We start from the raw sequence: 16,569 nt of genomic DNA, 5'->3' as shown, positions 1-16,569 counted from the left end.
AGCTCTTCATCATCTACCATGTCGCATTTGTTCATGAATACGATGATGAAAGGAACGCCAACCTGACGACCCAGCAGGATGTGCTCACGAGTCTGAGGCATTGGGCCGTCAGTCGCAGCTACTACCAGGATCGCGCCGTCCATCTGAGCAGCACCGGTGATCATGTTTTTCACGTAGTCGGCGTGCCCTGGGCAGTCAACGTGCGCGTAGTGACGAGTCGGGGTGTCATATTCAACGTGAGAGGTGTTGATGGTGATACCACGAGCTTTTTCTTCTGGCGCGTTATCGATCTGGTCGAAAGCACGTGCAGAACCGCCGTAGGTTTTAGCCAGTACGGTGGTGATCGCTGCAGTCAGGGTAGTTTTACCGTGGTCAACGTGGCCGATAGTACCAACGTTAACGTGCGGTTTTGTACGTTCAAATTTTTCTTTAGACACGGCTATATTCCTTACTATAGCGCTCTCCCCTTCTGGAGAGAGCACGGGACTTTGGTTTTAACCCTGCGGCTTATTTGCCACGGGCTTCGATTACGGCCTGAGCGACGTTGTTCGGTGCATCATCATACTTCAGGAATTCCATGGTGTATGATGCGCGACCTTTAGTCAGAGAACGCAGCTGAGTTGCGTAGCCGAACATTTCGGACAACGGTACTTCAGCGTGGATCTTAACGCCAGTCACTTCAGATTCCTGACCGCGCAGCATGCCGCGACGACGGCTCAAGTCACCGATAACGTCACCGGTGTTCTCTTCTGGAGTCTCAACTTCAACCTTCATGATAGGCTCAAGCAGAACTGGTTTCGCTTTCTTAAAGCCTTCTTTAAAGGCGATAGACGCGGCCAGTTTAAACGCCAGTTCAGAGGAGTCAACGTCGTGGTAAGAACCGAAGTGCAGACGAATACCCATGTCTACTACCGGGTAACCAGCCAACGGACCAGACTTCAGCTGCTCCTGGATGCCTTTATCAACGGCAGGGATGTATTCGCCAGGAATTACACCACCTTTGATGTCGTTGATGAACTCGTAACCTTTCGGGTTAGAGCCCGGCTCCAGTGGGTACATGTCGATCACAACGTGACCGTACTGACCGCGACCACCAGACTGCTTGGCGTGCTTACCTTCAACATCGGTAATCTTCGCGCGAATCGCTTCGCGGTAAGCTACCTGAGGTTTGCCCACGTTAGCTTCAACGTTGAATTCACGCTTCATGCGGTCAACGATGATGTCGAGGTGCAGTTCACCCATACCGGCGATGATGGTCTGGTTAGACTCTTCGTCAGTCCATACGCGGAATGACGGGTCTTCTTTAGCCAGACGGCCCAGAGCCAGACCCATTTTTTCCTGGTCAGCTTTGGTTTTCGGTTCAACGGCGATAGAGATTACCGGCTCAGGGAATTCCATACGCTCCAGGATGATTGGAGAGTCTGGGTCACACAGGGTGTCCCCGGTGGTCACGTCTTTCAGACCGATCGCAGCGGCGATGTCGCCTGCGCGAACTTCTTTGATCTCTTCACGCTTGTTGGCGTGCATCTGAACGATACGGCCGAAACGCTCACGCGCAGCCTTAACGGAGTTCAGCACGGTGTCGCCGGAGTTAACAACGCCGGAGTACACGCGGAAGAAGGTCAGGTTACCCACGAACGGGTCGGTTGCGATTTTGAACGCCAGCGCAGAGAACGGCTCGTCATCACTTGCGTGACGCTCAGCCGGAGTGTCTTTACCGTCGTCCAGGATACCGTTGATCGCAGGAACGTCAGTTGGTGCTGGCAGGTATTCGATTACCGCATCCAGCATCGCCTGTACGCCTTTGTTCTTGAACGCAGAACCACAGGTAACCAGGATGATTTCGTTGTTCAGCACGCGCTGACGCAGAGCGGATTTGATTTCTTCCTCGGTCAGCTCTTCGCCGCCCAGGTATTTTTCCATCAGCTCTTCGGAAGCTTCCGCAGCGGACTCGATCAGGTTCTGGCGCCATTCTTCAGCCAGATCCATCATGTCAGCCGGCACGTCTTCGTATTCGAAGGTTACGCCTGCGTCTTCTTCGTTCCAGTTGATCGCCTTCATCTTCACCAGGTCGATAACGCCGGTGAATTTGTCTTCTGCGCCGATAGCCAGCTGCAGAGGAACAGGGTTAGCGCCCAGACGAGATTTGATCTGGCCAACAACTTTCAGGAAGTTAGCACCCATACGGTCCATTTTGTTAACGAACGCGATACGTGGCACTTTGTATTTGTTAGCCTGACGCCATACGGTTTCAGACTGTGGCTGAACACCACCAACAGCACAGTAAACCATTACCGCGCCATCCAGCACACGCATGGAACGTTCTACTTCGATGGTGAAGTCAACGTGCCCTGGGGTGTCGATGATGTTTACGCGATGCGGTTCGAACTGCTTGGCCATACCAGACCAGAAAGCAGTAGTCGCTGCAGAAGTGATGGTAATACCACGCTCCTGCTCCTGTTCCATCCAGTCCATGGTGGCAGCGCCGTCATGAACTTCACCGATTTTGTGGTTTACACCGGTGTAGAACAGAATACGTTCGGTAGTGGTGGTTTTACCGGCGTCGATGTGAGCACTGATACCGATGTTGCGGTAGCGTGCAATGGGTGTTGTACGAGCCATTTGATTCCTCTATTCCTAGGGCGTTCAAGTTCAGTTAACCCAAGCGGGCCGATTTGACGCGCCCGCTTGGTTAGCATGACTACAGCCGGGTGATTACCAGCGGTAGTGGGCGAACGCCTTGTTGGCTTCGGCCATACGGTGAACGTCTTCACGCTTCTTAACAGCAGAACCTTTGTTCTCTGCTGCGTCAGACAGCTCGTTCGCCAGGCGCAGAGCCATGGATTTATCACCGCGTTTACGTGCAGCATCAACGATCCAACGCATTGCCAGAGCATTACGACGAACCGGGCGGACTTCAACTGGTACCTGATAAGTAGAACCGCCAACGCGACGCGACTTAACTTCTACAGTCGGGCGAACGTTGTCGAGAGCGACTTCGAAAGCTTCCAGGTGATCTTTACCAGAACGCTGAGCCAGGGTCTCCAGCGCGGTATAGACGATTGCTTCTGCAGTAGATTTTTTACCGTCTACCATCAGGATATTTACAAATTTGGCCAGCAGCTCAGATCCGAACTTAGGATCTGGCAGGATTTTACGTTGGCCGATTACGCGACGACGTGGCATGGAAATACTCCGTTGTTAATTCAGGATTGTCCAAAACTCTACGAGTTTATTTTGACATTAAAGTTAAAACGTTTGGCCTTACTTAACGGAGAACCATTAAGCCTTTGGCTTCTTCACGCCGTACTTGGAACGAGCTTGCTTACGGTCTTTAACACCGGAGCAGTCAAGTGCACCACGGACGGTGTGGTAACGCACACCTGGCAGGTCTTTTACACGACCGCCACGGATCAGGATTACGGAGTGTTCCTGCAGGTTGTGGCCTTCGCCACCGATGTAGGAAGTTACTTCGAAACCGTTGGTCAAACGCACACGGCAAACTTTACGCAGTGCGGAGTTTGGTTTTTTCGGGGTAGTGGTGTATACGCGGGTGCATACGCCACGTTTCTGCGGGCAGGCTTCCAGCGCTGGAACGTTGCTTTTAGCAGCCTTCACAGAGCGTGGTTTGCGAACCAGCTGGTTAATTGTTGCCATTAAAAAAGCTCCTGGTTTTTGCTTCGTACTAGCTTCGTAAACATGTGATAAATCCCCTCGTATGCACTATTGGCAAAGTACGAGGACGCAGAATTTTAGGGCTGACCAGTATGGGTGTCAAGAAATATACAACATCACTCTCATCACCAGGCCATTTGGCTGCGGTGTTGTTCGGTTAATTCAACGAAGTGATTATAGCCGACGACAGTGATTTTGTGCGAGAAATGACCAACCAATCCCCGGGCTTCCAGGTCGTCCTGCAGCGCGTAAAGGGATATGGGGGCGGCGAGCAGCAATTCAAGATGGGCGCTGCCGGCAAGGCCGGCAAGCACGCCGTCCTGCAGCAGCAGCAGCGCGTCGCCCTCGGCCGTCAGGCGCAGCAGCGCAGGTAAGTCACATTGGTTTGGCGAATGGCTCAGGGTATACAGCATCAAAGGATCCTAAAACGTCATTACGGCGTCGTAGCCGGCCAGTTCGCGGCGCAGTTCGTCCGGCGCCAACACCTCGGCGTCCAGCACCCAATCGGTCACCTGGCTCAGCCCACGCTCCTGCAGCGAAGCCTGGCACAGATAGCAGCGCTCCACGTCATACAGCGGCAGCACGCCGAAGGTGGCAATGTAATTGCGCGCCAAAATCTTTTCCGGTTGCTGGCCCGGCAACAGCTGCAATACGCCATCGCCGACAAAAAACACCCCCAAGTCTTCGCTGAGCGCCGACGTGGCGAGCAGCGCATCCAGCCCTTCCCTGCCGCCGGCGCCGCCGTGCGGCCCGTGGGTGAAAACAAAAGCGACTCGTTTCATCATATCCTCAGAACTGCACCAGACGGTCGCAACTCAGCGACGCTTCGGCCAGGGAACCCAGCCCGCTCAGGGTAAAACCGGGCTGCAGGTTGGCGCTTGCCAGCCCCTGTTGCGCCGCCTCCTGCTCGTCGGTGACGCCACGGCGCAGCGCAGCAGCAACGCAGACGTTGAGCGCCACGCCGTGTTGCTGCGCCAGCTGCGTCCAGCCACGCACCAGGTCGAACTCGTCGCTGGCCGGCGCGGTCAGCTGGTTGGCGTTCAACACCCCTTCACGGTAGAAAAAAACGCTGGAAAGCCGGTGCCCTTTCGCCAGCAAAGCCTGAGCGAACTGATAGGCGCTGCTGGCCTGCTGCGTGCCGTAAGCCGGGCCGGTGACCAACAGGCAATAATCGAGCATCAACGGTCGCTTCCCAACAGATCGCCGCTCTTGAACTGGCGGATATACAGATACACGGTGTGTTTGGAGATATTCAGGCGATCCGCCACCTGGTTGATCGCATCCTTGATGTCGAAGATGCCTTTCTCATAGAGATTGAGCACCACCTGACGATTCTTGGCGTTATTGGACACCGAGCGGTCGGCGTTCACCTCTTCGATGGTGAACTCCAGCGTCTGCGCCACCAGATCGTCGACGGAAGAAGCGAAATTCACCGACGACGGCACGTCCTGCGTGGCCGGCGGCATAAAGGTCTGCATGATCTGCGAGAACGGCACGTCGAGGTTCATGTTGATGCACAGCAAGCCGATCACCCGCTGCTCGCGATTGCGAATGGCGATGGTCACCGACTTCATCAACACGCCGCTCTTGGCGCGGGTAAAGTAGGCTTTCGACACGCTGCTGTCGTCGCCGGCCATGTCGTGCAGCATGCGCAGGGCCAGGTCGGTGATCGGCGAGCCGATTTTGCGCCCGGTATGCTCGCCGTTGGCGATGCGTACCGCTGAGCTGTTCAGGTCTTCCAGCGCGTGCAGTACGATCTCGCAGTGGCCGCCGATCAACATCGCCAGCCCGTCGACCACCGCTTCATAGGATTTCAGGATTTCATGATCCGTTTGAGTAAACGGACGTTCATTCAGCAAATCAAGTTCGCTGGCTTCGCTGGATAAAAGCGAATTCGACATCGAAGATACCACCCTCATAGATCGCCTGTGCCAGGGGGCGCAGCTAAAACCGCTCGGACCGGATCGCTGCCGTCGTCGGCACGCCGCAGCGCGGCCGGCTGAGAGCGGCATCAAACGGCACGATGACATCCGCGGGCGAGGCGGCCGGGAACAATTTTAGGTACACGCCCTAAGGGGCAGACGCATGACTGATAAATCAGAATTATTAGTCTAGCAAAGCGGCCGGAGCAAAGTCCTTGCGTTTGCGCGTGGTATTGACGTTAAGCCCGATGCCCGGCAGGCGTCAAGCGTTCAATGGAGAGAGAGGCGGCGGCTGCCGAAATGAAAACCGCCGCGGAGGGCATCCGCGGCGGTGGCAAACAGAGCGACGATGTTATTTCGCTTTGGTAGCGGCTTTCGCGTCAGCCGGTTTTTCAGCTTTAGCGTCGGCTTTCGGCGCCGCTTTCACGTCCAGCAGCTCAACGTCGAAGACCAGCGTGGAGTTAGCCGGGATGCCCGGAACGCCGGTTTTACCGTAGGCCAGCGCCGGTGGGATCACCAGCTTGATTTTGCCGCCTTTCTTGATGTGCTTCAGGCCTTCGGTCCAGCCTGGGATCACGCCGTCCAGACGGAACGACAGCGGCTCGCCGCGGGTGTAGGAGTTATCGAACTCGGTACCGTCGGTCAGGGTGCCTTTGTAGTTCACTACCACGGTGTCGCTGTCTTTCGGTGCTTCACCCGCGCCCGGTTTCTCTACCTGGTACAGCAGGCCGGATTCGGTTTTCTTCACGCCTTTTTCTTTAGCGAAGCTGTCGCGGTACTTGGCGCCTTTGGTTTCGTTGTCCTTGGCGTCCTGTTCCATCTTCGCCTGAGCGGAAGCCTTCACGCGCGCTTCGAAGCCCTGCAGGGTCTTCTCGATGTCGGCATCGTTCAGCTTGCTCTTGTTGGCGAACGCGTCCTGAACGCCGGCGATCAGCTGATCTTTGTCCAGCTTGATGCCCAGCTTCTCTTGCTCTTTCAGAGAGTTGTCCATGTAACGACCGAGAGAGGCGCCCAGTGCGTAAGCCGCTTGCTCGTCGTCGTTTTTGAACTTGCCGGTGCTCGGTGCTGCTGCCGCGTCCGCTGGTTTAGCGGCTTCTGCCGGTTTGGCGGCATCGGCTGCCATGACCTGGGTCGCATTCAGAGCAAAAGCCATGGTGGTTGCCAGAAGCGTGACTTTAAACAAAGATTTCATCCATTTCTCCAGTGTCTGAAGCAATGCCCCAAACAATCATTAGGTAAGATAACCGGGCTACTATAGCTGCCTGAAACAAAACAAAACAGTCGCACAGGTAACCAATCGAGTCAAAGTGTGACTCCCGCTTTGCCAAGAAGTTTCCCACCGCGTGCTACTCGCATGATAAATCAGATTTTTCTTGCAGAATATTCGGCGAGGTTAGCAAAAAACGGCGTATCAGGCGCGCAACTTTTCAGCACTTTACACTGCCGATCGCAACGTTGCGCGCCGTCTGGAGAAATAGCGCGAGCAAACCCGGCGCCAGCTGTTACCATAGCGCCGAATCAGGATTTTATCGCGTCAGAGGTAGCCTCATGCACAACGCCGACACTCAACGCCTGCTACAGCGGCTTGAAGAACTGGAGAGCCGTCAGGCCTTCCAAGAGCTCACCATCGAAGAGCTCAACCAGACCGTCATCCAGCATCAAATGGAAATGCTGAAGATGCGCGAACATCTGCGCATGTTGACCGACAAGCTGCGCTCGACCCAAACCTCAATGATCGCCTCGCAATCGGAAGAAACGCCTCCACCGCACTATTGAGGGCCCGCCATGCGGTTATTTCAGGCGTGCCAGCCCTGCGACGGCACGCTCGAGATACCGGCGCGGGCACCCCAGGTTGATACGGATAAAACCGCTCCCCTGCGGGCCGAAACCGTTGCCCATCGACGGCGCCAGCTTCGCCACCGCCACCAGCGCCTGCTGCAAGTCAGCATCGTTCAAACCCAGCGAGCGGCAATCCAGCCAGGCGAGATAGGTCCCTTCAGCCTGGGTCATCGTGCACCAGGGCGCGGCGTCCGCCAGCGCCTGCTTAAACCAACGCCGGTTCTCCGCCAGGTAGTCGAGCAGCTCATCAAGCCAGGCCGCGCCCCGTTGATAGGCCGCGGTCGCCGCCGTCATCGACAGCGCGTTGAACACATCCAGCCCGTGGGCGTTCAGCCGATCGACAAACGCCTGCCGAAGCCGGGCATTGGGGATCAGGAAATTCGAAATGCGCAGCGAGGAAAGGCCGAACGTTTTGCTGGCGGACGTCGCCGCAATGACCCGCTCGCGATATTCCTCGCCCAGATGCAACACCGACGTAAACGTCTCGCCGGGCAGCAGCAGATCGGCCCAAATTTCATCGGAGATCACCGTGACGTCGTGGGCGTGGCAGAGCGCCATGAGCCGCTCCAGTTCATCACGGCGCCAGCAACGGCCGGTCGGGTTGTGCGGATTGCACAGCAACAACAGCGGCGGTTTACGCTGCGCCAGGCAGGCGGCCAGCTGGTCGAAATCGATCCGGTATCCCTGCGGGGTTTCCAGCAGCGGGTTTTCAATCACCTCTCTGCCGTTCATGGTGACTATCTTGGCGAACGAGCCATAGTACGGCCCCTGCACCACCACGCCATCCCCCGGCCTGCTGAGCAGTTGGATCAGCATCGCCAACCCCGGCACTACCCCTTCAATCGACGTGAACCATTCGCGCCGCAGCGGCAAGCCGTGCCGCTTGGCAAACCAGTCGATCGCCGCCTCATAGTAAGCGTCGTCGCGTTCGCTGTAGCCAAAGACGCCGTGGTCCACCCGCTGATGCAGCGCCTGCTGCACCTCCGGCGGGCACGGAAAGTCGAAATCGGACACCCACATCGGCAACAGTTCACTGCCGTCCAGTTGCAGATAGCGGTCGATGAAGTCCCACTTCACGGAGCCGGTGTTGTGGCGATCGATGATGGCGTTGAAATGACTCGTCATGTCAGGCTTCCTTACGCTGCAAGTCGTTCTGAGGTTGGAGTTTGGCGATACCGAAGCCGGTAGACCCATAAATCAGGGCGAACACCACCGCGGCATAACATTGGATCGCCCACGGCAGCAGATCGAGGGTGCTGACCCCCAGCGTGGTGGCCATGTAAATGCCGGCGGCCGTCCACGGGATCAGCGGTTCGATGACGGTGCCCGCATCTTCGACGGTGCGCGACAGATTTTTGTTGTCCAGCCCCATGCGTCGATAGGCCCCTTTGAACAGCTCCGCCGGGATCAGCAGCGCCAGCTTGCCGTCGCTGGTCGCGCCGGTCACCAGGATAGTGGTGGCAACGGTGGCGGCGATCAGCTGGCCGGTGGTGTGCACCACTTTCAGCAGCCGGCTGATGATCACCGTCAGCGCGCCGGTCAGCGTCAGGGCACCGGCGAAGGAAAAGGCGCAGAACACCAGCAGGATCGTACTCATCATCGAGAACATGCCGCCGCGGTTCAGCAGGCGCGGCACATCGGCGACGATCCCTTCGACGTTATGGCCCTGAGTGGCGAACATCGACAGATTGAAGCCGTCCATCAACGCATTCAGCCCCTGCTGCAGGCTAAAGCCCTGCAGCGCGACGCCGATGGCGATCGCCAGCGCGCAGGCGGCCAGCATGACGGGGATCACCGGCCGTTTGGTCACCGCGCCCCACAGCACCAGCACCGGCGGCAGGATCAGCAGCAGATTGAAGTGGTACAGCCCCTCGAGCGCACCGACAATTTCGGTCACTTTCTCGGGCGTTGCCACACTGCCCACCGAACCGGTGTGGCCGGCGATCAGGTACACCACGGCGGCCAGGATAAAACTCGGCAGCGTCGTGTACATCAGATGCTGGATATGGCTGTAGAGATCGGTATCCGCAACGATAGCCGCGAAGTTCGTCGAATCGGACAACGGCGAAATTTTGTCGCCGAAGTAAGCGCCGGACACCACCGCCCCGGCCGCGGCGGCCAGCGGCACGTCCAGACCGGCGGCCACGCCCATCAGCGCCACGCCCACGGTGCCGGCCGCCCCCCACGAGGTGCCGGTGCACACCGAGATCACGCTGGTGATGAAGAACGCGGCGATCAGAATGTATTGGGGGCTGATCAGCTTCAGCCCCCAATACACCATGTAAGGGATGGTGCCGCTGATCATCCAGGTGCCGATCAGGCCGCCCACGCAGATCAGGATCATGATCACCGGCATCGCCTTCGCCAGCTTGGCCACGATGGCCTCGATGATGTCGTCCCAGCGGTAGCCTTGCCACCAGGCTAACGCCGCGGCGATGGCGGCGGAAACCAGCAGCAGCGGTTCAATGCGCAGGCCAAACTGGCCATAGCCGATGATGAGCAGCAACAGCATGGCCACAATCGGCAGCGTCGCCAGCCCAAGGTTGAGCGTTTTCTTATTATCCATATACGGCTCCTGTTGAAGATGGGGTACTGCAACAGCGTAATGGCTTCGGTAATTGGAGGATGTGAGCGCAGGCAACCGGCCATGTAATCGGTTTCATGAGATGGCGTTGTGTGAGCCGTCTCTCATTCACCGCGCTTGCTTTGCTCATGCGGTTCGCCGTCGGCTACGGAGTCTCGCAGGATAAGTTCGGCCGAAAAGCGGTTGTTTCGTGGCGCGACGTCGCTGCCGCTGTGAATCTGTAGCGCCAGGCGCGCGGCACGCCGAGCCATTTTCTCGATGGGATAATGCACGGTGGTCAACGCGGGGTGGAGATACTTCGCCAGGGCAATGTCGTCAAAACCGACGATCGACAGCGCCTCAGGCAGCTGAATGTGCCGTTGGTGGCAGGTGCGCATCATGCCGGCGGCCATTACGTCGTTGAAGGTCACTGCGGCGGTGAAGCATGGGTCGCTGGCCAGCACGCGCTCGGCCGCCAGTTCGCCCCCTCGCTCGTTGAAGGGCACGCTGATGATCCAGCTGCCGGGTACCTCAATGCCGGCGGCGGCCATGGCCTTGCGGTAACCCGCTAACCGCTGCGCGCGGTCGTCGATCGGCAGATCCGCCGTCACGCAGGCAATTCTCCGATGCCCCTGGCGTATGAGCAACTCGGTCGCCGTCTGCGCCGCATTGGCGTTGTCGAGCCAGATGCAACGGTTGGCGATGGCGGGCAGATAACGATTGATCAGCACCAGCGCAGGCGTGTGGGCGGCGTAGCGCAGCAGCTCCTCCTCCCCCATGCGCGTGACGTGCGCCACGATGGCTTCGCATCCCTGGTTGATGAGAAAATCGAGGCCGCTTTTTTCCAGCTCGGCCTGATGCCCGCCGCTGCACAACATCAACCGCACGCCGGCCTGCCGCGTGATGTCTTCCACGCCCCGCGCCAGGCGTGAAAAAAACGGATCGTCGAGGTTGCCGGTCAGCAATCCCAGCATATTGCCGCTTCTTTTCGCCAGCGCCAGCGCGGCGGCGTTGCGATGGTAGTTAAACTCGCGCATCGCTTTCTCGACGCGTTCGCGGGTCACCGGTTCAACGTAGGCGGTATTATTGATCACCCGGCTGACGGTGGCCGTGGAAACGCCGGCGCGGCGCGCAACGTCTTTCATGGTGGCCATGGCATGTCCTGTTGTGCCGTTCGGCGCCCGGTGCGCCGCGCATAAAAAAGGGCAGCCGATGGCCGCCCTCTTGTCTCGTCACTGCGCTCTGCTTAGTGGCAGCCGCAGCCGCCGTTACCGCAACCACCTTTACCGTGGTCGTGACCATGGTCGTGATCGTGGCTGTGGCCGTGACCGCCGCAGCAGCCTTCACCGTGCTCGTGGTGATGGTCGTGCTCGCCGTGTACGTGGCCGTGCGCCAGTTCTTCTTCGGTCGCTTCGCGGATCGCGACAACTTCCACGTTGAAGTTCAGGTTTTGGCCGGCCAGCATGTGGTTGCCGTCAACCACCACGTGGTCGCCGTCAACTTCGGTGATTTCAACCGGTACCGGGCCCTGATCGGTGTCAGCCAGGAAACGCATGCCGACCTGCAGTTCGTCAACGCCCATGAAGACGTCTTTCGGTACGCGCTGCACCAGGTTTTCGTCGTAGTTGCCGTACGCGTCGTTCGCGCCGACGTGAACGTCAAAACGATCGCCAACGTCGTGGCCTTCGAGTGCTTTTTCCAGACCTGCGATCAGAGAACCATGCCCGTGCAGATAGTCCAGCGGTGCGCTCACCGGAGACTCATCAACCAAAACACCGTCTTCTGTACGTACTTGGTAAGCCAGGCTGACCACCAAGTCTTTTGCTACTTTCATGATATCTCCTACCGTTGGCTACTAGGACGCACACCGTTATCGGGATGCGCGCCTTTTCCGGACAGATTGTATCGGAAATCTGCCTCGCTGTACCCTCCGGGATAAAAAAACGCTACTTCGGCTGGAAAATGCCGATCACCTGCTCTTGCGGGCGAACGTGTTTTTCCACCTGTTGTTCGGTCTGGCGCTGATGGTGGCCGCACTTGACGCACTCCACCACCTCCACCTGATCCTCCCGCCATACCGCCAGCGTATCCATGGAGCTACAGCTTGGGCACACCGCCCCGGCGATAAATCTTTTACGTGTTGCAGACATCGTTATGCTCCCGCTTATTCGTATTCGTCCCAGCCGTCGAACTGGCGGCTTTCTTTTTGCATTTCGCGATGGAACAGCTCTTCCAGCTCGCGCCGCGCCTCTTTCACGCGGGAAATTTGAGCCACGTCGCCCTGATGCGGCGGCATCAGTTCACGCAGCATACGCATATCCAGGCGGCGGAAATGCTGCTGGGCGCGGAAGGCCTGATGCGGGTGCATGCCCAACTCCATCAGCGCCTTGCGCCCCAGTTCCAGCGCGCTGGAGAAGGTTTCGCGGCTGAACTGTTTTACCCCTGCCTGCAGCAACTCATGCGCCTCCACGCGGCCGCGCGCCCGCGCCAGAATGCTCAGGTTCGGGAAGTGTTGCTGGCACAGCCGCACGATCTCCATGGTGTCTTCCGGCTCATTGCAGGTGATCACGATCGACTTGGCCTTCTCGGCGCCCGCCGCACGCAGCAGCTCCAGCTCGGTGGCATCGCCGTAATAAACCTTGTAGCCATAGCGCCGCAGTACGCCAACGGCGCTGACGTCGCGCTCCAGTACGGTAATGCGCATTTTGTTGGCCATCAACAGGCGGCCGATCACCTGGCCGAAACGCCCGAAGCCGACGATGATCACCTGCGGGTCGTCATCTTCCACGTACGGCGTCTCCTCGTCTTCGTCTTTGGCGTTATAGCGCCGCGCCAAAATGCGGTCGATGGCCTGCATCAACAGCGGCGTGGTCATCATCGACAGCGTCACCACCACCAGCAGCAAAGAGAGTTGATCCGGCTGCAGCACCTTTTGGGCGCCCGCCGCCGAAAACAGCACGAAGGCGAACTCACCGCCCTGGCTGAGCACCCCGGCAAACTGCAGCCGCACCGAACTGCGCAGGCCGAACAGGCGCGACACGCCGTAGAGCACGCCGGATTTGACCGTCACCAGCACCAGCACGCCGATCAACACCTCGGCCAGATGGGTGTAGAGCACGCCGATATTCAACACCATGCCCACCGAGATAAAGAACAACCCCAGCAGCAGCCCTTTAAACGGCTCGATGGAAATTTCCAGTTCGTGGCGGTATTCGCTCTCCGCCAGCAGCACCCCGGCAATGAAGGTGCCGAGCGCCATCGACAGGCCGAGCGCTTCCATAAACAGCGCCGAGCCGAGCACCAGCAACAGCGCCGCGGCGGTGAAGATCTCGCGCACGCCGGAAGCGGCGATATAGCGGAACAGCGGCCGCAGCAGGAAACGGCCGCCGATCAGCATGCCGCCGAACGCCGCCACCTTAAGCGCGATCTTCGCCCAGTCGTCGCTGGTGCCGCCGGCGCCGGCCAGAATCGGGATCAGCGCCAGCGCCGGGATCACCGCCATATCCTGGAACAGCAGCACCGAGAAGCCGAGCTGCCCCCCTTCGTTGCGGTTCATGCCCTTCTCGCGCATCAGCTGCAGCGCCATGGCGGTGGAAGACATCGCCAGGCCGACGCCGCCGATCACCGCCGCCTGCCAGGCGAAGTGCGTCAGGTACAGCAACGCGCCCAGCACCGCCGCGGTGATCAACACCTGGCCGGCGCCGGCGCCGAAGATCGAACGCCGCAGCTCCCACAGCTTGCTGGGGTTCAGCTCCAGGCCGATGATGAACATCAGGAACACCACGCCCAGCTCGGAGAAGTGCAGGATCTCGTCGACGTCACGAATGAAGCCCAATCCCCAGGGGCCGATGGCGATGCCGGCGATCAGATAGCCCAGCACCGCGCCGATCCCCAGGCGACGGGCGATCGGCACCGTCACCACCGCGGCGAACAGGAACAGTAAAATGGCGGTCAGTAAGGTCGATCCTTCCATGCTCACCGCCCTCCGCGCGGCAGCGGGTGGCTCAGCCACTCGCCGTAGGCGTCCGCATGGCTACGCAGCACCTCCGGCTTTTGCCGCCGCGCCCAATACACCACGAACGGCGTCAGCCAATGCATATGGCACATCCCGGCGGTCAGCTCGAACGGCCGCAGAATATCTTCCATCGGGTAGTGGTTATAACCGCCGGTGCGGTAGGCGCCTTCCGGTTCGCCGGTGGTGATCACCGAACGCCAGTATTTGCCCGCCAGCGCATTGCCGCCCACGCCGCTGGCAAAGCCGCGCGACAGCACGCGATCCAGCCACTCCTTCAGCAGCGCCGGGCAGCTGTAGGTATACAGGGGGTGCTGAAACACGATGACCTGATGCTCACGCAGCAGCTGTTGTTCGTGATGGATATCGATAAAAAAATCAGGGTAGTGCGCGTAGAGATCGTGCACGGTGACATGTTCCAACTGCTGCGCCGGTCGAAGCAAAACCCGGTTCGCCACCGAGTCATGGGATTCCGGATGGGCATACAGCAGCAAGACCTTGGGCGGCTGCGACATCATTCCCCTCCAAAGCGTCGTCAGGGTAGCGGTTTTCCGTTACCATGCATCGCAAAGACAAAAACAGCGCGCGGTGCGCGTTCTGTTACCTTAATGATAATTTAACATACTCTGAACATACGGCGCTTTATGATTGTATTCTCCTCGCTACAAATCCGACGCGGCATCCGCGTCCTGCTGGACAACGCCACGGCGACGGTTAATCCAGGTCAGAAGGTCGGCCTGGTGGGCAAAAACGGCTGCGGCAAATCCACGCTGCTGTCGCTGCTGAAGGGCGAGATCGCGGCGGACGGCGGCAGCTTCACCTTCCCCGGCAACTGGGCGCTGGCCTGGGTCAACCAGGAGACGCCGGCGCTGGACGTGCCGGCAATCGAGTATGTTATCGACGGCGACCGCGAGTTTCGCCAACTCGAAGCCGAATTGCAGGCGGCCAACGATCGCAACGACGGCCACGCCATCGCCACCCTGCACGGCAAGCTGGACGCCATCGACGCCTGGACCATCCGCTCCCGCGCCGCCAGCCTGCTGCACGGCCTCGGCTTCTCCAACGAACAGCTGCAAAGCCCGGTGCGCGACTTCTCCGGCGGCTGGCGCATGCGCCTCAACCTGGCGCAGGCGCTGGTGTGCCGTTCCGACCTGCTGCTGCTCGACGAACCGACCAACCACCTGGATCTCGACGCGGTGATCTGGCTGGAGCGCTGGCTGAAAAGCTATCCCGGCACGCTGGTGCTGATCTCGCACGACCGCGACTTCCTCGATCCGATCGTCGACAAGATCCTGCATATCGAACAGCAGACGATGAATGAATACACCGGCAACTATTCGTCGTTCGAACGCCAGCGCGCCACCAAACTGGCGCAGCAGCAGTCGCTGTATCAGCACCAGCAAGAAAAAGTGGCGCACCTGCAAAGCTATATCGACCGTTTCCGCGCGCAGGCCACCAAGGCCAAGCAGGCGCAGAGCCGCATCAAGATGCTGGAGCGCATGGAGCTGATCGCCCCGGCGCACGTCGACAACCCGTTCACCTTCAGCTTCCGTCCGCCGGAAAGCCTGCCGAATCCGCTGCTGCGCATGGACAAAGTCAGCGCCGGGTATGGCGACAAAGTGATCCTGAAGTCAATCAAGCTGAACCTGGTGCCCGGCTCGCGCATTGGCCTGCTCGGCCGCAACGGCGCCGGTAAATCGACGCTGATCAAACTGCTGGCCGGCACTCTGGAACCGCTGAGCGGCGAGATCGGCCTGGCGAAAGGCATCAAGCTGGGTTACTTCGCCCAGCACCAGCTGGAATTCTTGCGCGCCGACGAATCGCCGCTGCAGCACCTGAGCCGCATCGCGCCACGGGTGCTGGAGCAGCAGCTGCGCGACTATCTGGGCGGTTTCGGTTTCCAGGGCGACAAGGTCAGCGAAGTGACCGAACGTTTCTCCGGCGGCGAGAAGGCGCGGCTGGTGCTGGCGCTGATCGTCTGGCAGCGCCCTAACCTGCTGCTGCTCGATGAACCGACCAACCACCTGGATCTCGACATGCGTCAGGCGCTGACCGAAGCGCTGATCGATTTCGAAGGCGCGTTGGTGGTGGTCTCGCACGACCGTCACCTGCTGCGTTCCACCACCGACGATCTGTACCTGGTGCACGACGGCCAGGTCGAGCCTTTCGAGGGCGATCTCGACGACTACCAGCAGTGGCTTGTCGACCTGCAGCGCCAGGAAAGCCAGCAGGACGCACCGGAAAAAGAGAGCGGCGGCAACAGCGCGCAGGCGCGCAAGGATCAAAAACGCCGCGAGGCGGAGTTCCGTACGCAGACCCAGCCGCTGCGCAAGCAGATCGCCAAGCTGGAACAGCAAATGGAAAAACTGGGCGCCGAACTGGCGGCGGTGGAGGAACAGCTGGCGGATTCCGCACTGTACGACATCAGCCGCAAGGCCGAGTTGACCGACTGCCTGCAAAAGCAAAGCCAGGCCAAATCCGCGCTGGAAGAGACGGAAATGACCTGGCTGGATGCACAGGAACAGCTGGAACAGTTAACGCAGGCGTTCGAAGCCTAA

18 protein-coding genes are annotated in these 16,569 nt (G+C 59.2%); 2 read left to right on the top strand and 16 right to left on the bottom strand.

Annotated features, from left to right (window positions below; genetic code table 11):
* The 9 genes from ACJ8QI_RS23525 to fkpA form a co-directional block, all read right to left on the bottom strand.
* Positions 1-437: GTP-binding protein (locus ACJ8QI_RS23525; RefSeq protein ID WP_164025591.1), on the bottom strand; the 437-nt coding region annotated here is incomplete at its 3' end.
* A 70-nt stretch (positions 438-507) separates the two neighbouring features.
* Positions 508-2,622 (bottom strand): elongation factor G, encoded by a 2,115-nt coding sequence (fusA, locus tag ACJ8QI_RS23520; RefSeq protein ID WP_028127620.1) that lies wholly within the window; start codon positions 2,620-2,622, stop codon positions 508-510.
* 93 nt (positions 2,623-2,715) lie between these two features.
* Positions 2,716-3,186, bottom strand: a complete 471-nt coding sequence (gene rpsG / locus ACJ8QI_RS23515; RefSeq protein WP_004956203.1) for a 30S ribosomal protein S7 — start codon at positions 3,184-3,186, stop codon at positions 2,716-2,718.
* Positions 3,187-3,282: 96 nt separating this feature from the next.
* Entirely contained in the window at positions 3,283-3,657 is a 375-nt protein-coding gene (gene rpsL, locus ACJ8QI_RS23510; protein WP_004930426.1) for a 30S ribosomal protein S12, read from the bottom strand.
* 143 nt (positions 3,658-3,800) lie between these two features.
* Positions 3,801-4,088 carry a sulfurtransferase complex subunit TusB gene (gene tusB / locus ACJ8QI_RS23505; RefSeq protein ID WP_019456119.1) on the bottom strand — a complete coding sequence of 96 codons (288 nt, stop codon included), beginning with the start codon at positions 4,086-4,088 and terminating at the stop codon, positions 3,801-3,803.
* 9 nt (positions 4,089-4,097) lie between these two features.
* A complete protein-coding gene (gene tusC / locus ACJ8QI_RS23500) occupies positions 4,098-4,457 on the bottom strand; it encodes a sulfurtransferase complex subunit TusC (protein ID WP_033636258.1) in 360 nt (119 codons plus the stop codon).
* 7 nt (positions 4,458-4,464) lie between these two features.
* Positions 4,465-4,854 carry a sulfurtransferase complex subunit TusD gene (gene tusD / locus ACJ8QI_RS23495; protein WP_033636259.1) on the bottom strand — a complete coding sequence of 130 codons (390 nt, stop codon included), beginning with the start codon at positions 4,852-4,854 and terminating at the stop codon, positions 4,465-4,467.
* Positions 4,854-5,576, bottom strand: a complete 723-nt coding sequence (locus ACJ8QI_RS23490) for a helix-turn-helix transcriptional regulator (RefSeq protein ID WP_004930418.1) — start codon at positions 5,574-5,576, stop codon at positions 4,854-4,856. The genes tusD and ACJ8QI_RS23490 overlap by 1 nt, the downstream gene beginning before the upstream one ends.
* Before the next feature lie 373 nt (positions 5,577-5,949).
* The gene (fkpA, locus tag ACJ8QI_RS23485; RefSeq protein WP_038878056.1) at positions 5,950-6,789 is read right to left on the bottom strand and encodes an FKBP-type peptidyl-prolyl cis-trans isomerase; all 840 of its coding nucleotides are present in this window, start codon (positions 6,787-6,789) and stop codon (positions 5,950-5,952) included.
* Between the two features lie 356 nt (positions 6,790-7,145).
* On the opposite strand from fkpA, the gene ACJ8QI_RS23480 reads away from it, so the two are divergent.
* Positions 7,146-7,373 carry a SlyX family protein gene (locus ACJ8QI_RS23480; protein WP_033649297.1) on the top strand — a complete coding sequence of 76 codons (228 nt, stop codon included), beginning with the start codon at positions 7,146-7,148 and terminating at the stop codon, positions 7,371-7,373.
* A 15-nt stretch (positions 7,374-7,388) separates the two neighbouring features.
* On the opposite strand, the gene ACJ8QI_RS23475 is transcribed toward ACJ8QI_RS23480, so the two are convergent.
* From ACJ8QI_RS23475 to kefG, 7 genes are all read right to left on the bottom strand, one after another.
* On the bottom strand, positions 7,389-8,561 hold the full coding sequence (locus ACJ8QI_RS23475; protein ID WP_100396737.1) for a MalY/PatB family protein: 1,173 nt from the start codon (positions 8,559-8,561) through the stop codon (positions 7,389-7,391).
* 1 nt (position 8,562) lies between these two features.
* Complete coding sequence (gene nhaC, locus ACJ8QI_RS23470) at positions 8,563-10,002, bottom strand: Na+/H+ antiporter NhaC (protein ID WP_342121411.1); 1,440 nt, start codon at positions 10,000-10,002, stop codon at positions 8,563-8,565.
* A 122-nt stretch (positions 10,003-10,124) separates the two neighbouring features.
* Complete coding sequence (locus ACJ8QI_RS23465) at positions 10,125-11,153, bottom strand: LacI family DNA-binding transcriptional regulator (protein ID WP_102985419.1); 1,029 nt, start codon at positions 11,151-11,153, stop codon at positions 10,125-10,127.
* Positions 11,154-11,245: 92 nt separating this feature from the next.
* Positions 11,246-11,833, bottom strand: coding sequence for a peptidylprolyl isomerase (slyD, locus tag ACJ8QI_RS23460; protein WP_038878063.1), 588 nt, complete (start codon positions 11,831-11,833; stop codon positions 11,246-11,248).
* A gap of 112 nt (positions 11,834-11,945) precedes the next feature.
* The gene (locus tag ACJ8QI_RS23455; protein ID WP_442533165.1) at positions 11,946-12,149 is read right to left on the bottom strand and encodes a YheV family putative zinc ribbon protein; all 204 of its coding nucleotides are present in this window, start codon (positions 12,147-12,149) and stop codon (positions 11,946-11,948) included.
* Between the two features lie 14 nt (positions 12,150-12,163).
* Positions 12,164-13,972, bottom strand: coding sequence for a glutathione-regulated potassium-efflux system protein KefB (gene kefB / locus ACJ8QI_RS23450; RefSeq protein ID WP_033645251.1), 1,809 nt, complete (start codon positions 13,970-13,972; stop codon positions 12,164-12,166).
* A 2-nt stretch (positions 13,973-13,974) separates the two neighbouring features.
* Positions 13,975-14,526: a glutathione-regulated potassium-efflux system ancillary protein KefG gene (kefG, locus tag ACJ8QI_RS23445; RefSeq protein ID WP_033645385.1), complete on the bottom strand. Its 552-nt coding sequence runs from the start codon at positions 14,524-14,526 to the stop codon at positions 13,975-13,977.
* Positions 14,527-14,655: 129 nt separating this feature from the next.
* Between kefG and ACJ8QI_RS23440 the strand changes: the two genes are divergently transcribed.
* Positions 14,656-16,569, top strand: a complete 1,914-nt coding sequence (locus ACJ8QI_RS23440) for an ABC transporter ATP-binding protein (protein ID WP_060424569.1) — start codon at positions 14,656-14,658, stop codon at positions 16,567-16,569.

Source organism: Serratia sp. CY84636, from assembly GCF_052166245.1.
GTDB lineage: Bacteria > Pseudomonadota > Gammaproteobacteria > Enterobacterales > Enterobacteriaceae > Serratia > Serratia nevei.
This window is presented reverse-complemented; position numbering and strand designations above follow the sequence as displayed.

Coding starts and splice junctions, on each gene's coding strand:
- ACJ8QI_RS23480 (WP_033649297.1), top strand. CDS start 7,146: ATGCACAACGCCGACACTCAACGCCTGCTACAGCGGCTTGAAGAACTG.
- fkpA (WP_038878056.1), bottom strand. CDS start 6,789: ATGAAATCTTTGTTTAAAGTCACGCTTCTGGCAACCACCATGGCTTTT.
- tusB (WP_019456119.1), bottom strand. CDS start 4,088: ATGCTGTATACCCTGAGCCATTCGCCAAACCAATGTGACTTACCTGCG.
- ACJ8QI_RS23455 (WP_442533165.1), bottom strand. CDS start 12,149: ATGTCTGCAACACGTAAAAGATTTATCGCCGGGGCGGTGTGCCCAAGC.
- ACJ8QI_RS23440 (WP_060424569.1), top strand. CDS start 14,656: ATGATTGTATTCTCCTCGCTACAAATCCGACGCGGCATCCGCGTCCTG.
- rpsL (WP_004930426.1), bottom strand. CDS start 3,657: ATGGCAACAATTAACCAGCTGGTTCGCAAACCACGCTCTGTGAAGGCT.
- kefG (WP_033645385.1), bottom strand. CDS start 14,526: ATGTCGCAGCCGCCCAAGGTCTTGCTGCTGTATGCCCATCCGGAATCC.
- kefB (WP_033645251.1), bottom strand. CDS start 13,972: ATGGAAGGATCGACCTTACTGACCGCCATTTTACTGTTCCTGTTCGCC.
- nhaC (WP_342121411.1), bottom strand. CDS start 10,002: ATGGATAATAAGAAAACGCTCAACCTTGGGCTGGCGACGCTGCCGATT.
- ACJ8QI_RS23475 (WP_100396737.1), bottom strand. CDS start 8,561: ATGACGAGTCATTTCAACGCCATCATCGATCGCCACAACACCGGCTCC.
- rpsG (WP_004956203.1), bottom strand. CDS start 3,186: ATGCCACGTCGTCGCGTAATCGGCCAACGTAAAATCCTGCCAGATCCT.
- ACJ8QI_RS23465 (WP_102985419.1), bottom strand. CDS start 11,153: ATGGCCACCATGAAAGACGTTGCGCGCCGCGCCGGCGTTTCCACGGCC.
- slyD (WP_038878063.1), bottom strand. CDS start 11,833: ATGAAAGTAGCAAAAGACTTGGTGGTCAGCCTGGCTTACCAAGTACGT.
- fusA (WP_028127620.1), bottom strand. CDS start 2,622: ATGGCTCGTACAACACCCATTGCACGCTACCGCAACATCGGTATCAGT.
- ACJ8QI_RS23490 (WP_004930418.1), bottom strand. CDS start 5,576: ATGTCGAATTCGCTTTTATCCAGCGAAGCCAGCGAACTTGATTTGCTG.
- tusD (WP_033636259.1), bottom strand. CDS start 4,854: ATGCTCGATTATTGCCTGTTGGTCACCGGCCCGGCTTACGGCACGCAG.
- tusC (WP_033636258.1), bottom strand. CDS start 4,457: ATGAAACGAGTCGCTTTTGTTTTCACCCACGGGCCGCACGGCGGCGCC.